This is a genomic window from Kineococcus sp. NBC_00420 (assembly GCF_036021035.1).
Classification (GTDB): Bacteria; Actinomycetota; Actinomycetes; order Actinomycetales; family Kineococcaceae; genus Kineococcus.
In genome coordinates, this window is record NZ_CP107930.1 from 4832206 (window position 1) to 4845751 (window position 13546).

Below are 13546 nucleotides of genomic sequence, written 5' to 3' on the forward strand. Positions count from 1 at the left end.
GTCCGCCACCTCCGGGTGGCGGGCCCTTCGTGCGTCCTCAGACGACGGTGAGGGTGATCGTCGAGCCCTTGGGGATCGACGTGCCGGCCTCGGGGTCGCTGGAGCGGACGGTGCCGAACACCCCGCCGAGGACGTTGTTCACCTGGACCTGGAACCCGAGTCCCTGGAGCTTGGCGCGGGCCGCGTCGACCTGCGTGCCCTGCACGGCCGGGACGGCCACCAGCGGCGGACCCGAGGAGACGACGAGGTCGACGGCGTCACCGCGGAACAGCGTCCCGTCGGGGGGTGTCTGCGAGATGACCTCACCGGCCGCGACGCTCTCGCTGACCTGCTGGGTGATCTTGCCCACCGACAGACCTGCGGCGGTGATGGCCTTCTGGGCGGCGTCCTGCGTCTGGTTCACGACTCCGGGCACGCCGATCGGCTCCCGGCCCTTCGAGACGACGAGGTCGACCCTGGAGTCGTGGGGCACGACCTGCCCCACGTCCGGGGTGGCGGCCACGATCGAGCCGTCCGGGACCTTCTCGTCGAACTGCTCGCTGACGTTCCCGATCGTGAGGCCGGTACCGGTGAGGAGCTGTTCCGCCTCGTCCCGGGTCTTGCCGACGACCTCGGGGACGGCGAACTGCTGGACGCCCTGGGAGACGACGATCGTGACGGTGCCGTCCTTGCGGACGCGACCGCCTTCCCCGGGGTCGCTGGACACCACCAGGCCCTGGGCGACGGTGTCGCTGAACCCCTGCTGCTCGTCAACGGCGAGACCCGCGGCCTGCAGGGTGCTGGTGGCCTCCTGCGGTGACTTCCCCGCGACCGGCGGGGTCGTGGTGTACGCGCCGGGGCCGGCGGTGAAGTACCAGGCCAGTCCGGCGGCGACGGCGAGCACGAGCAGGACCAGTCCGACCAGCAGGCCGCGGCGGGAACGGTGGCCCTCGGTCGGCGCGGGTCGCTTCTCCGGGACAGCCGCGGCGGTCTTGCCGATGCGGGTCGTGCTGCCCGGCGCGGCCGCACCGGCGGGGCGGGGCGGACGGGCGGCGAGCTGTTCCGGGGTCAGCGAGGCCTGCACCGCGCGCAGCTGCTCGAGCATCTCCCCGGCGTCGTCGGGACGTTCGTCGGGGTCCTTGGCCAGGGCGTCGAGGACGAGGGCGTCCAGCGAGGGGGACAGCCCGGGCGCACGGGTCGAGGGCAGCGGGACCTGCTCGTGCACGTGCTTGTAGGCGATCGTGAACGGGCTCTCACCCGTGAACGGAGGAGCGCCCGTGAGCATCTCGTAGAGCATGACGCCGACGCCGTAGACGTCGCTGCGGGCGTCGGTGGTCCGCGACTCCAGCTGCTCGGGGGCCAGGTACTCCGCGGTGCCCATCAGGTCGCCCATGCCGACGGTGGTGCTCTGCCCCCCGGGACTGGCGGCGCGGGCGAGACCGAAGTCCGCGACCTTGACCCGGCCGTCGTCGGCGACGAGGACGTTGGCGGTCTTCACGTCGCGGTGCAGGACGCCCTTGCGGTGGGCTTCGGCCAGCGCCTCGAGCACGCTGGCGGTGACCTTCAGCGCCTCACCGGGGGTGAGGGCCCCCGCGTCGAGGACCACGTCGCGCAGGGTCCGGCCGTCGACGAGCTCCATCACCAGGTACGCCGTCTCGACGCCACCCTCGTGGTCGACGCCCTGGTCGAGCACCGCGACGACCCCGGGGTGCCCGATCCGCGCCGCCGACTTCGCCTCGGTGACGAACCGGGCGCGGGCGGCCGGGTCGTGGGCGAGGTCGGCCCGGAGGACCTTCACGGCGACGGCGCGGTCGAGCCGCTCGTCCTCGGCGCGGTAGACGACACCCATCCCACCTCGCCCGATCCGTCCCAGGACGCGGTAGCGCCCGTCGAGGCGTCGCCCGACGAGGGGGTCGGAGAGGGTTGCGTCCACGATCAGCGAGTCTAGGTGGACCGAGCGTCAGGTCAGCTGAAGCGCGCCTGCAGTGTCTGCACGTTGGCCACGTAACGACGCGTGTCGTCGTACATCCCGCGCGAGCGCACCGACGCCTGACCCTGGTAGTAGGACGCGATCGCGACGTCCGGCGGGTTGTTGGCGACGAGCGTGCGCAGGATCGCCACCCCGGCCCGCGCGTTGTCGCGCGCGTCGAACAGGTCGATGGGTCGTCCCAGCAGGTCCGAGGCCCACTCACCGGAGCTCGGGATGACCTGCATCGCGCCGATGGCGTTGGCGCCGGAGACGACCTTCATGGTGAAGCCGGACTCCTGGTAGCCGATGGCCAGCGCCAGCGACGGGTCCACCCCGAGCTTCACCGCGGTGGAGCGGATGATCTCGCGCATCTCGTCGCGGCTCGGCTGGGCGGAGGCCTGCAGCTTCGCGCGGTTGGTCTCGACGGCTTCGCTGACGGTGGCCGCCTGGGTCGGCTGCGGGGCCGGGGCCTGCGTCGCCGTCGTGGGGCGGCCGCCGAGCTGCAGCGCCTGGCCCTCGAGGATGAAGCCGGTGTCGTCGAGGCCGTTGAGCGCGACGAGGTCGTCGACGCTCACCCCGGTCGTCTGCGCGATGTGGGACAGGGTGTCCCCGGCGCGGACGGTGTACGTCGTGCTGCCCGTGCGGGTGGTGGGTCCGGCGCCGGCACCCGTGCCGCCGGACAGTGTGAGGACCTGACCGGCGCGGATGAACCCGTCGGCGCTGAGCCCGTTGGCCTCACGCAGGGCACCGACGGTGGTGCCCTGCGCCACGGCGATCGCCCCGAGGGTGTCACCGGGGCGGACGGTGTAGCTGCCACCGGCGGGCGCGTCACCGGCGTCGCTGCCGGTCGCCTCGGGCCGGGGGATCCGCAGGCGCTGGCCCTCGACGATGGTGGCGCCGCGGTCGAGGCCGTTGGCCTCCACGATCGCGTCGACGGTGGTGCCGGAGCGGTTCGCGATCGCCCCCACGGTGTCGCCGAGCTGGACGGTGACGGTCTCCTCCGGCGTCGCGGCGTGGGCCGCGGTGGCCGTGGCGGGGACGAGCGCGGTGGGAGCGGCGGCCCCGACGAGGGCGGCGGCCAGCCACCGGCCGCGCCGGGAGTTCTTCTCGGGTGCGTCGCTGGGGTCGTGGTCGTCGGCCATGGCGGGGGTTCCTCGCAGGTCGTCAGGGGCTAGTGGTGCACGAGCTTCAGGTGGGGCTGGTGGGGCGGGGGTGAACCTATCGGACGCTCCCGACACCACCACCCCAACGATGGTGGAGAGCGTGACTTCGTCGGGGGAGGTGGGCGGGCGCGTCGCGAGACGGCAGACTGGTGGGGTGGTTGCACCGCTGAGAGCAGAGATCGCCCGTGAGACGGGTACCGACGAACTGGACGCCCTCGTCCCCGAGTGGCTGACCGTCCCCGACGTGGCCGAGGTGGCCGGCGTCGACCAGCGCGAGGTCCGGCGCTGGCTGCAGGAACGTGAACTGGTGGCCGTCCGTCGCGGGGAACGTGCCGTCGCGCACGTCCCCGCCGGATTCGTCACCCCTGAGGGTCCGCTGAACCACCTGAAGGGCACGTTGTCGGTGCTCGCCGACTCCGGCTTCACCGACACCGAGTCCATCGGGTGGCTCTACACGCCGGACGACACGCTGCCGGGCACGCCCGTCGACGCGCTGAAGGCGAACCGCAAGACCGAGATCCGCCGTCGCGCGCAGGCCCTCAGCTTCTGAGGACCACGACCGACGACCTCGCTGGCCCAGTGAGGTCGTCGGTGGGGACCTCAGCGGGCAGCGGTCCGCCAGCGCGACTCCTCGCGGCGCGCCCGCCGGGCCCGGACCAGGCCGGGCAGGGCGACGGCCAGGCGACGGCGTCCGCTGACCCGCACCCGGCGTGCGAGGACGTCGTACCCGGCGCGCTCGACCTCGTCGAGGATCCCGCCGTAGAGCAGGTACGCCGTGCGCAGGCAGTCCCGGCTGGTCGGGTGGACCATGTCCAGCCCGAGCTCCGCCTCGGCGTACAGCTCCCGGGTCCGCTCGGTCTCGAAGGCGAGCAGGTCGCGGACGGCCTGCGGTGTCGTCCCCGCCCTGCGCGCGGCGAAGAGGTCCTCGCGGGTCAGCCCGAACCGCGTGAGGTCCTCACCGGGCAGGTAGACCCGACCGCGGTCGAGGTCCTCACCGACGTCGCGGATGAAGTTCGTCAGCTGGAACGCCACGCCCAGGGCGCGGGCCGGCGCGACGGCGTCCGGGGTGAGCGGCTCCAGGATCGGCAGCATCTGCAGACCGATGACCGCCGCGGACCCGTAGACGTAGCGGTCCAGGTCCGCGTAGGTGGGGTAGCCGGTCTCGGTGATGTCCATCCGCATCGAGTCCAGGAACGCCTCGACCTGCTCCCGCGGGATGTCCCAACGGCGCATCGTCACCGCCATCGCCCGCCCGACCGGGTCGTGCGGGCCGTCCTCGTCCAACGACTTCAGGAAGTCGTCGGACCACGCGACGAGAGCGTCCGGGTCGGGGTCGGTGAAGGAGTCGACGAACTCGTCGGCGTAGCGGGCGAACCCGTACAGCGCCCACACGTAGGGACGCTTCGCCGCGGGCAGCAGCAACGTCGCCAGGTAGTACGTCTTCCCGTGGTCGGCGTGCAGGCGCCGGCAGGTCTCGAACGCGGCGCGCAGCTCCGGGTCGTGCAGCGCGGGGTCGGTCGCCGCGGCCGCGTCCAGGGCCGCGGCGCTGCTGCGGGGCAGCTTCACACGCTGCGCCAGGCGCGCGAACGGTACGAGCGGTCCCGGCCCGTCACGCGCTCGGCCGCCAGCCGACCCGAGACGAGCACCATCGGCACCCCGACCCCGGGCTGGGTGCCGGAGCCGGTGAAGACGACGTTCTCGCCCCACATGTTCCCCGGCCGGAACGGCCCGGTCTGGCGGAACAGGTGCGAGGACGCGAACGGGGCGCCGTCGGCCATGCCCCGGCGTTCCCAGTCGGCCGGGGTGGCGACGTCCTCGACCTCGAGGGAGTCGCCGAAGCCCTCGTAGCCGCGCTGCTCCATGACCTCCAGCACGTGCTCGCGGTAGCGCGGGGCGTGGGTGTCCCAGTCGATCCGGCTCGAGCCCGCCGAGAGCGACGGCGTCGGGAAGAGCACGTAGTAGACGTGCTTGCCGGCCGGGGCCAGCGACGGGTCGGAGACCGTGGGGCGCGAGACGAGGACCGAGGGGTCGCTCATCAGCCGCCCGTCGAGGAGTTCGGCGAACACCTGCTCCCACGCGTCCCCGAAGTGGATCGAGTGGTGGACCGGATCCGGGTAGTCCTTCGAGGACCCGGCCAGCAGGAGGTAGCAGGAGGGGGAGAAGGTCAGCTTGCGCCGCACCGGGTCCCCGAGGAGCTGCTCCCGGGCGACCGGGAGGTCGGGGTTGAGCACGACGACGTCGGCGGGGAACCGCCGCCCGTCCGCGGTGAGGACCGCCGTGGCCCGTCCGCCGTGGTGCTCCACCTTCGTGACGGTCGTGCCGTAGTGGAACTGCACCCCGTGCTTCTCCGCCGCGGCCGCCATCGCCGTCGGCAGCGCGTGCATGCCGCCCTTGGGGAAGAAGACCCCCGCGACGGAGTCCATGTAGGCGATGACGGCGTAGAGCGCGAGGGCGTCGTAGGGGGACAGCCCCGCGTAGAGGGCCTGGAAGGAGAACATCCGCTGGGTCCGCGGGTCCTTGAGGAACTTCCCGACCTCGGGGGCCATCTTCTTGAAGCCCCCGGCCGCCAGCAGGCGCACGAGGTTCGGCTTGAGCAGGTCCAGCGGGGTGTCGATGTTGGAGTCGATGAAGTCGCGGATCTCGTAGCGGTAGAGGTTCGCGACGTGCTGGACGAAACGCCGGTAGCCGTCGGCCTCCGCTGCGCCGCAGAGCTTCTCGATCTCCACCGCGGTCCGCTCCACGTCCGAGGAGACGTAGAGGCTCGAACCGTCGGCGAAGTTCCCGCGGTAGAGCGGGTCGACGGGCTGCAGGTCCAGCCAGTCGTTCATGTCCTCGCCGAGGGCGTCGAAGCAGTCGGCGATGAGGTCCGGCATGGTGAGGACCGTCGGACCGGTGTCGAAGCGGTACTGCCCGTCCGCCGTGTCCGTCACCACCAGTCCGGCACGACCACCCGGCACGTCCTCCCGTTCGAGGACGGTGACCTTGCGTCCGGCACCGGCCAGGCGCATCGCGGTGGACAGCCCGGCGAGGCCGGCCCCGACCACGACGACGTTCTCGCTGGGGCCGCTCACGTGCCGGGTGCGGCCCGGCAACCAGTCGAGGGTGCGGTCGAGGGCGCTCACGAGCGACGGCTCGTGGCGGCGACGACGAGTTCGTGCAGCGCGGCGCGGGCCGGTTCGCTCACGTCGGCGGCGTCCAGCGTCGCGCAGGCCACGTCTACCTGTTCGGAAATGATCTTCTCCACTCCAGTCAGGGCACCGGTGTCCACCAGAACCTGTCGCAAGGTCTGGACGCCCGAGGCGTCCAGGTCGGGGGCGCCCAGGTAGCGCTTGATCTGCGCGGCCTGGGCGGGGTCGGCGGCCTGCACGGCCAGACCGACCAGCACGGTGCGCTTGCCCTCCCGGAGGTCGTCCCCAGCGGGTTTGCCCGTCTCGGTGGGATCACCGAACACGCCCAGGACGTCGTCGCGCAGCTGGAACGCCTCACCCAGCGCCAGCCCGAAGCGCGAGTAGTCGGCCAGCAGGTCGGTCGAGGCCCCGGCCAGCGAGCCCCCCAGCAGCAGCGGGTGCTCGATGGAGTACTTCGCGCTCTTGAACGTCACGACCCGCCGGGCCCGGTCCACGGCGCCGGCGGCACCGCGCTGGTCCGAGGACGCCTGCTCGAGCATGTCGAGGTACTGCCCACCCATGAGCTGCGTGCGCATCACGTTGAAGATCCGCCGGCCGCGGTCCAGGGCGTCGGGGTCCAGGCGGGCCCGGGAGAAGAGTTCGTCGCTCCACCCCAGGCACAGGTCGCCCGCGAGGACCGCCCCGGCCAGCCCGAACCGCTCGCCGCTGCCGTCCCAGCCCTGCGCCGCGTGCAGCGACGCGAAACGGCGGTGCACGGCGGGCTGGCCCCGGCGGGTGTCGGAGTCGTCCATCACGTCGTCGTGGATGAGCGCCGCCGCCTGGAAGAGTTCCAGCGACGCGGCGGCGGTCACGATGCCCTCGTCGGGGAGGTCGCCACCGACGCCGCGGAAACCCCAGTAGCAGAACGCCGGACGCAACCGCTTCCCACCGGAGAGCAACGACGAGATCGCGTCGAGGATCGGTGTGCAGTCGTCACTGACCTCGCTCAGGACCGCGGCCTGGTCCCGCAGGAAGTCGTCGAGGACCTCCGAGACGGCACGTCGCAGATCGCTGGTCACCGTCGGGTGGGCGGAGGAGGCGGGCGGCACAGGTGCACTCTAAGCACCCCCCTGTCGGCAGGCGAACGCGCGTCCGGGCTGGTCACCGGCGGGTCACGGGCGGGTCGGGCTCTACCGTTGGGTCCGTGGCGATGGATCGAGAGGCGTACCTGCGCGCCTGGCGTGCACTGCACGGTGGAACGCACGCCAACGCCCTCGTCCGCGGCTGGCTCAGCGCGGCGCACGCCCTCGCCCGCCCGCTCGCCGGGGCCGGCGTCCCCCCGGCGGCGATCACGCTGTCCGGCGGTGCCCTCGCGGTCGTCGCGGCGGCCGTCGCCGTGCTCGGTGGCCGCGGCGGGGTGGCGGCGGTGGCGGCCGGCGCGCTGCTCGCGATCGCCGGGATCTTCGACAACCTCGACGGTGCCGTCGCGGTCATGACGGGCCGGACCAGCCGCCGCGGCGCGCTGCTCGACGCGGCCTGCGACCGGGTCGGCGACGCCGCGTGCGCCGTCGTGCTCTGGGGGTGCGGCGCCCCGGCCTGGTTGGTCCTCACCGCGGGCGGGTTCGCCCAGCTGCAGGAGTACCTGCGCGCGCGGGGTCAGGGCCTCGGCGTCGACGACGTGCGGATCGTCTCCGTCGCCGAACGCCCCGTCCGGCTCGCGATCGCCGCGTCCTGCGCCGCCGCCACCGCCGTCGTCGTCTGGCTGGACTGGGCGACGCTCGGCGCCGGGGTGTGGGCCGTCCTCGGCTTCATCGGGCTGGTGCAGGTCGCGACCGCGGTCGGCCGCCGGCTCTAGGCCGGCCCGATGAGGTCGGTGACGATCCGCGCCGAGAGACCCACCAGGGGCAGCCCCCCACCCGGGTGCGAACTGCCCCCGACGAGGAACAACCCCGGGACGGGTGAGCGGTTCGCCGGGCGCAGGAAGGCCGAGCGCGCCCCGTTGCTGGCCGTCCCGTAGATCGCCCCGCCGTCGCTGCCGGTGCGGCGTTCGAGGTCGGCGGGGGTGCGGACCTCGCTCCAACGCAGCCTGTCCCGGACGTCCAGACCGCGCGACGCCATGGTCTCCAGCACCGTGCGGGTGTGCCGGCGCACGAGGTCGGGTGCGCTCCAGTCGGTGCCGCGCTCCGGGTCGTGCACGGGGGCGTTGACCAGGACGAACCAGGCCTCGGAGTTCTCGTCCGGACGCAGCGCCGGGTCGTCGGGGGCGCTGACGTAGACCGTCGGGTCCGCCACCGGCCGGCCGGCGGCGAGGTCGGCGAACTCCGCGTCGTAGTCGTCGGGGAAGAGGACCGTGTGGTGACGCAGCCCCGGGGTCCGCCCGTCCAGGGCCAGCAGCAGCACGAACCCCGACGTCGAGCGGCGCGAACGGCGGGGCGCCAGCCGCGGTCGGGGCAGCAGCGTGCGGTACAGCTGCGCAGCGTCCACCGCCGAGACGACGACGTCGGCGTGCACCTCGGTGCCGTCGGCGAGGCGGACCCCGCTCGCACGGACCCCCTCGTTCAGCACGGCGGCGACCGGGGTCCCGGTGTGGATCCGCACCCCCAGCTCACCCGCCCGGTCCGCGACGGCGCGCGCCAGCCCGTGCAACCCGCCGCGGACGTACCAGGCGCCGAAGGCCTGCTCGACGAAGGGCACCGTCGCCAGCGCGGCGGGCGCCTTCGCGGGGTGGGACCCGGAGTAGGTGGCGTAGCGGTCCAGCAGGACCCGCAGGCGCGGGTCACTCAGGTAGCGCCGTCCCAATCCCCGCAGACTCGCCCACGGGGCCACCGTGGTGACGTCGGAGCGTCTGCGGGCCAACCGCACCAGCGTTCGCGAACCCTCCAGGGGGGACTCGAGGAACGGTTCGCGGGCCACGTCCCAGATCGCCGCGGCGCGGCGGTGGAACGCCGTCCACTGCGCTCCCGTCCCCGCCCCGAGGGCCTCGTCCAGGGCCTTGGCGACGACCGGCATCCCGCCCCCCGGCAGGTCGAGTTCCGTGCCGTCGGCGAAGCGGTAGTGCGCGATCGGGTCGAGCGGGACGACGTCCAGCACCGACTCGATCGGGTCACCCGTCTTGAGGAACAGGTCGCGCTGCACCGCGGGCAGCGTCAGCAGCGACGGACCGGTGTCGAAGGAGAACCCGTCCCGGCTGAACCAGCCGAGCTTCCCGCCGACCTCCTCGGCCTGCTCGAAGAGCTCCACGCGGTGCCCGAGGGCGGCCAGTCGCGCCGCGACCGACAACCCCCCGAGGCCCGCCCCGATGACGACGACGGTGCTCAGAGCGTCCGCCCCTTCCAGGTCAGTTCGCCCCGGCCGTGGCGGCGCCAGGAGTCGGCCAGCAGCCCGAGGAAGACGGCGATGGAGGCCGGGTGCGCGAACGCGTCCGGAACGGAACGGCCACCGGTGCGCTCCGCCGCCGCGTAGCGGCCGACGACGCCGGCGAGGTAGCCGAGCGCCCCCGCCTTCGACCCCGTCAGGGCCGCGACCGGCGGCACGAGGTAGGCCAGGGCCAGGGCCGCACCCACGGCGCCCGCCGCGGGGGCCGATCCGAACGCCGACCACAACGACTTCGCGTACCCCTCGCGCAGCTCGTCCCAGCCGCCGTACATCCGGCACGTCGCGAGCGCCGTGCCGTCGGCGACCCCACCGCGCCCACCGTGCGCCTTCACCGACCGCAGCAGGGCCAGGTCGTCGAGGACCTCGGCCCGCACCGCCGCGTGCCCGTCCGCGTCGCGGTAGGCGGCGGTGTCGACGAGGAGGAACTGCCCGTTCGCGGCGGCGAGGCTCGCCCGCGGCGAGACCTCCGCCCGCCGCAGCGGCAACGTCGTCAGCCAGGACCACTGCAACAACGGCTGCACGAGCCGCTCGCTCCAGGTGTCGGCGAGCTGGCGGGGGTAGGGACTGACCAGGTCCAGGCCGGTGCTGCGCAGCAGGTCGACCCCCGCCGCCACGGCGTGCGGGGCGAGCACCACGTCCGCGTCCACGAAGACCAGCACCTCACCCCCGGCGGCCTGGGCCAGCAGGTGGCAGGCGTGGGTCTTCCCCAGCCAGCCCGGTTCCGGGCCGTCGCTGCGCAGCAACCGGACCCGTGGGTCGGCGGCGGCGATCGCCGCGACGATGTCGGCCGTGCGGTCGGTCGAGGCGTCGTCCAGGACGAGCACCTCGTAGTCGGGGACGCTGAGCTGGTCCAGCAGCGAGGTCAGGCAGGCCTCGACGCGGTCCTCCTCGTCGCGCACCGGCACCAGCACGCTGATCCGTCCCGGGACCGGCGGTGGATCGAGCGGAGGGAGTCGCAACGCGCGGGCGTTCACCAGCGAGTGGGCGGTCAGCGCCACGGCGCTCGCCGTCCCGGCCCAGGTGAGGGTGCGCCACCAGTTCACCGCCGACCCCCGAGCACGACGCGGAGGTAGGGGAGGACGGTGAGCCCCATCGCGACCCCGCCGTAGGCGGCCACGACGGGACGCCGGAAGAACACCGCGTTGCCCAGCGTCGAGCCCAGCCAGGTCCAGCTGAGCAGGGTCGCGGGGACGGTCTGCGGGTCCTCGTCCTCCGCCGGCAGGGCCCGGTGCAGCGCCGCGCAGATCACGAGGGCCGTCAGCAACCAGCCCGCGTAGTTGCCCAGGGGGATGCCCGGCACCCCCGGCAGGTGCGGGTGGGGGTCGGCGAAGACCCAGTGGCCCGCGGCGGTCATCTGCGGGTCGAGGAAGAGGTCCCAGCTGGCCAGCGTCCACGCGGCCGTGGCGACGACCACGACGTCACGCCGTCCGCGGGACCACTCCCGGGGCAGCTCCCGGGCCAGGCGCCGTCCGAGCCGGACCGCCGGCTGGGCCAGCATCGTCCACGCCAGCGGGACGACCACCGGCACGTCCAGCACCTGCGGACCGAGGGTCCCGGCGTAGCGGTAGTGCCCGAAGGGTTTCCCCGTGCGGGTACCCACCGCCTCGGCCAGCAGACCGAGACCGCCCGCGACGGCCAGGGTCGTCACCGTCCCGCGCGCACCGCCCCGGCGGGCCGCGTCACCGAGGGCCGCCGCGGAGAAGGCCGCGACCGATCCGATCGTCGTGCGGCGCAGGGTCTCGCCCCGCAGCAGCGGGTGGGCGATCTGCGTGAGCACGGCCGCCCCGGTGAGGACCCCGGTCAGGAGCGGCGCGAGTTTGGGAGGCACCCCAGCACTCTAGGAGTCGGCTCCGACACGAGCCCCGGCCGGCCTCAGGGCACGGCTCCGTCCAACGTCCCGCGGACCTCCAGCACCCGGAACCGCGCGAACAGTTCCTCCGCGTACCAGCCTTCCCGCGGGGTGGCGGCCATGACCTCGCGGTGGGCGCTGCGGCGGTGGGCGAACTCCCGCATCGCGTTCGTCGACTCCCACAACGAGAACGTCCCCTGGTACCCCAGTGGCGCCTCACCCACCCCGATCGCGCACCGCAACCCGGGCACGGTGTGCAGGTCGGCGGCGACGGGCGGGACCGCCCGCCAGAACGAGGGCGCCTTCGTCGGTCGCAACCGGGCGCGCGTGATCGAGGCCACCGGCCCGCCGTCGTCCGGCGCCGACCGGGACCCGCCGAAGGGTTCGCGCCCGGACCAGCTGCCGCGGCTGCTCAGCGGGGCCAGGCGGACCTGCAACCGCTCGGCGGCGAAACCCCGCCAGGCGCGGACCGGCCGGGAGTCCTCGTAGCGGTCGGCGTCGGCCCGGGAGTTCCAGGCGACCAGGACGGCCCAGTGCAGCGGGTCCGCGTCGCGGACCGTGAAGGTCGTGCCGTCACCGGTGCCCAGGAGCTTCGCGAACTGCGCTCCCGGCAGTCGCGTCACCGTCCGGCGGTCCACGGCCATCCGCCACAGCGCCCGCGGAACGGTCTGCGCCGCAACCTTCCAGACGTCGAGCGTGACGATCTCAGGGGTGGGCACGCGCTGAGGCTACGCGGTGCGCAGTCGGTCGCGGACGACGGTGGCGCAGTCCGCGGGCCGGTCCCACACCGGGACGTGACCGCAGTCCTCCCACTCCAGCCAGTGCGTCTGCGGTGGCGCGCAGGCCCGCACCACGAACGACGGTGGCAGCACCCGGTCCCGCAGACCGGTCACGACCGTCACCGGGACGAGCACCGCACCGCCCCGGGTGAACGCCCCGCCTGCGATGCCGGCGTCCGCGCCGGCGTACCCGGGTGCGGCGGCGATGGAGCGCACCGCCGCGCGCACGACCTCGGCCGGCAGGCGGCGGGGTGCGGTGCTGGTCGCTCCGAGGGCCAGCGTCCGCCCGATCCTGGTCGTGACGAGTCCACTCGGGAACCGGCCGGCGAGGCGGGCGAACTGCTGACCGGTCGGCAGCAGCGGCGGCCGTCGGCGGGGAGTCGTCCAGAGCCCCGCGGGGGTGAAGGCGGTGACGCTGGCGATGGTGTCGCGGGCCCCGGGTTCCGCCGCGGCCTCCAGGCAGATCCAGCCGCCGAGGGAGTGCCCGACCAGGTGGACGGTGCGTCCCTGCCGGTTCGCGAGGGTGGCGGTGAGCCGGTGCAGCCGGGCACCCAGCGCCCGGGGGCTCATCTGCGCGCTGTCGATCGACGGACCGACCCCGTGCCCCGGGAGCTCGACGACGATGAGGCGGTGGTCGGTGGCGAGGTGCGGGACGAGGGGGGCCCACGTGCTCGCGGCGCCGCCGAGTCCGTGGACGAGGACGACGACCGGTGCCTCGGAGACGGTGGACCCGGCGTGGTGGACGGCGAACCCCTCGAGGAGTTCGATCATCCGATCTCGACGGGGTGCCCGCTGGTGAGGCGGAGGAGCTCGTCGTAGCGGGTGCGGAACACGGCGTGCGGGTGTCCGGCCGGGACCCAGATCGCCGGGTACGGGGCCAGGGCCACGTCCACGAAGGTCGGTAGTTCCGCGGTGAGTCCGATGGGCGACGCCGATCCCAGGACGGATCCGGTGCGGCGCAGCACTTCCGAGTCGTCGTCCCACCGGAGTTCCGGTTCGCTGAGCACGCCGGCGAGGGTGGGCAGGAAGATCGGGTGCGTCGCGGAGGCCACGACCAGCAGGTGCCTGCTGTCCCGGGTCTTCAGTACGGCGGTGGTCGCCACGGCGGCGAGCGGGACCCCGAGGTGTTCCGCGAGCTCGGCCGGGTTGCGCAGGGTCGCCGGTACTTCGAGGACCTCACCCGCGCCGCCCAGGTCGACGAGAGCGGTCGCGGTGGCCTCCACGGCGGGGGGCGTGGCGGTGGTCGGCCCCCCGTTCCCAGGAGTCTCCTGCAGCACCGTCCACCTCATGCACCACCACGGTAGGCCGGTTCGCGCGCCCCGTCG

Annotated in this window: 12 protein-coding genes and 1 pseudogene; 2 read left to right on the forward strand and 11 right to left on the reverse strand. The window is 73.9% G+C overall.

The features are described 5' to 3' along the window. Positions 1–37: 37 nt before the first annotated feature. Together pknB and OG218_RS23635 are read right to left on the reverse strand one after the other, a co-directional pair. Positions 38–1912 (reverse strand): Stk1 family PASTA domain-containing Ser/Thr kinase, encoded by a 1875-nt coding sequence (gene pknB / locus OG218_RS23630; protein ID WP_328295665.1) that lies wholly within the window; start codon positions 1910–1912, stop codon positions 38–40. Positions 1913–1944: 32 nt separating this feature from the next. After that, positions 1945–3090 carry a LysM peptidoglycan-binding domain-containing protein gene (locus OG218_RS23635; RefSeq protein ID WP_328295666.1) on the reverse strand — a complete coding sequence of 382 codons (1146 nt, stop codon included), beginning with the start codon at positions 3088–3090 and terminating at the stop codon, positions 1945–1947. Positions 3091–3265: 175 nt separating this feature from the next. Here OG218_RS23635 and OG218_RS23640 point away from each other — a divergent pair, with 175 nt between their 5' ends. Beyond that, positions 3266–3661: an Rv2175c family DNA-binding protein gene (locus OG218_RS23640; protein WP_328295667.1), complete on the forward strand. Its 396-nt coding sequence runs from the start codon at positions 3266–3268 to the stop codon at positions 3659–3661. 50 nt (positions 3662–3711) lie between these two features. Here the strand turns inward: OG218_RS23640 and OG218_RS23645 are convergent, their stop codons facing one another. The 3 genes and pseudogenes from OG218_RS23645 to OG218_RS23655 all read right to left on the reverse strand — a co-directional run bounded on the left by OG218_RS23645 (position 3712) and on the right by OG218_RS23655 (position 7327). Continuing rightward, positions 3712–4671, reverse strand: a complete 960-nt coding sequence (locus tag OG218_RS23645; protein WP_442906551.1) for a phytoene/squalene synthase family protein — start codon at positions 4669–4671, stop codon at positions 3712–3714. Positions 4672–4673: 2 nt separating this feature from the next. Beyond that, a pseudogene (crtI, locus tag OG218_RS23650) lies at positions 4674–6335 on the reverse strand (phytoene desaturase family protein); the annotation flags it as partial. Then, positions 6230–7327 (reverse strand): polyprenyl synthetase family protein, encoded by a 1098-nt coding sequence (locus OG218_RS23655; RefSeq protein ID WP_328295669.1) that lies wholly within the window; start codon positions 7325–7327, stop codon positions 6230–6232. The pseudogene crtI and the gene OG218_RS23655, both read right to left, overlap by 106 nt. A 101-nt stretch (positions 7328–7428) precedes the next feature. On the opposite strand from OG218_RS23655, the gene OG218_RS23660 reads away from it, so the two are divergent. Next, entirely contained in the window at positions 7429–8073 is a 645-nt protein-coding gene (locus OG218_RS23660) for a CDP-alcohol phosphatidyltransferase family protein (RefSeq protein ID WP_328296286.1), read from the forward strand. On the opposite strand, the gene OG218_RS23665 is transcribed toward OG218_RS23660, so the two are convergent. Genes OG218_RS23665 through OG218_RS23690 form a run of 6 tightly spaced genes read right to left on the reverse strand, consistent with a single transcriptional unit; the run spans position 8070 to position 13510 of the window. Next, positions 8070–9536, reverse strand: a complete 1467-nt coding sequence (locus OG218_RS23665; protein ID WP_442906552.1) for a phytoene desaturase family protein — start codon at positions 9534–9536, stop codon at positions 8070–8072. The two genes, OG218_RS23660 and OG218_RS23665, sit on opposite strands and share 4 nt — an antisense overlap. Further along, entirely contained in the window at positions 9533–10636 is a 1104-nt protein-coding gene (locus OG218_RS23670) for a glycosyltransferase family A protein (protein WP_328295670.1), read from the reverse strand. Before OG218_RS23670 ends, OG218_RS23665 begins: the two co-directional genes overlap by 4 nt. Then, entirely contained in the window at positions 10633–11421 is a 789-nt protein-coding gene (locus OG218_RS23675; protein ID WP_328295671.1) for a carotenoid biosynthesis protein, read from the reverse strand. Before OG218_RS23675 ends, OG218_RS23670 begins: the two co-directional genes overlap by 4 nt. A gap of 44 nt (positions 11422–11465) precedes the next feature. Next, complete coding sequence (locus OG218_RS23680; protein WP_328295672.1) at positions 11466–12161, reverse strand: monooxygenase; 696 nt, start codon at positions 12159–12161, stop codon at positions 11466–11468. Positions 12162–12170: 9 nt separating this feature from the next. Then, a complete protein-coding gene (locus OG218_RS23685) occupies positions 12171–12992 on the reverse strand; it encodes an alpha/beta fold hydrolase (protein WP_328295673.1) in 822 nt (273 codons plus the stop codon). Beyond that, the gene (locus tag OG218_RS23690) at positions 12989–13510 is read right to left on the reverse strand and encodes an aminoacyl-tRNA deacylase (RefSeq protein ID WP_328295674.1); all 522 of its coding nucleotides are present in this window, start codon (positions 13508–13510) and stop codon (positions 12989–12991) included. Before OG218_RS23690 ends, OG218_RS23685 begins: the two co-directional genes overlap by 4 nt. Positions 13511–13546: the final 36 nt, after the last annotated feature.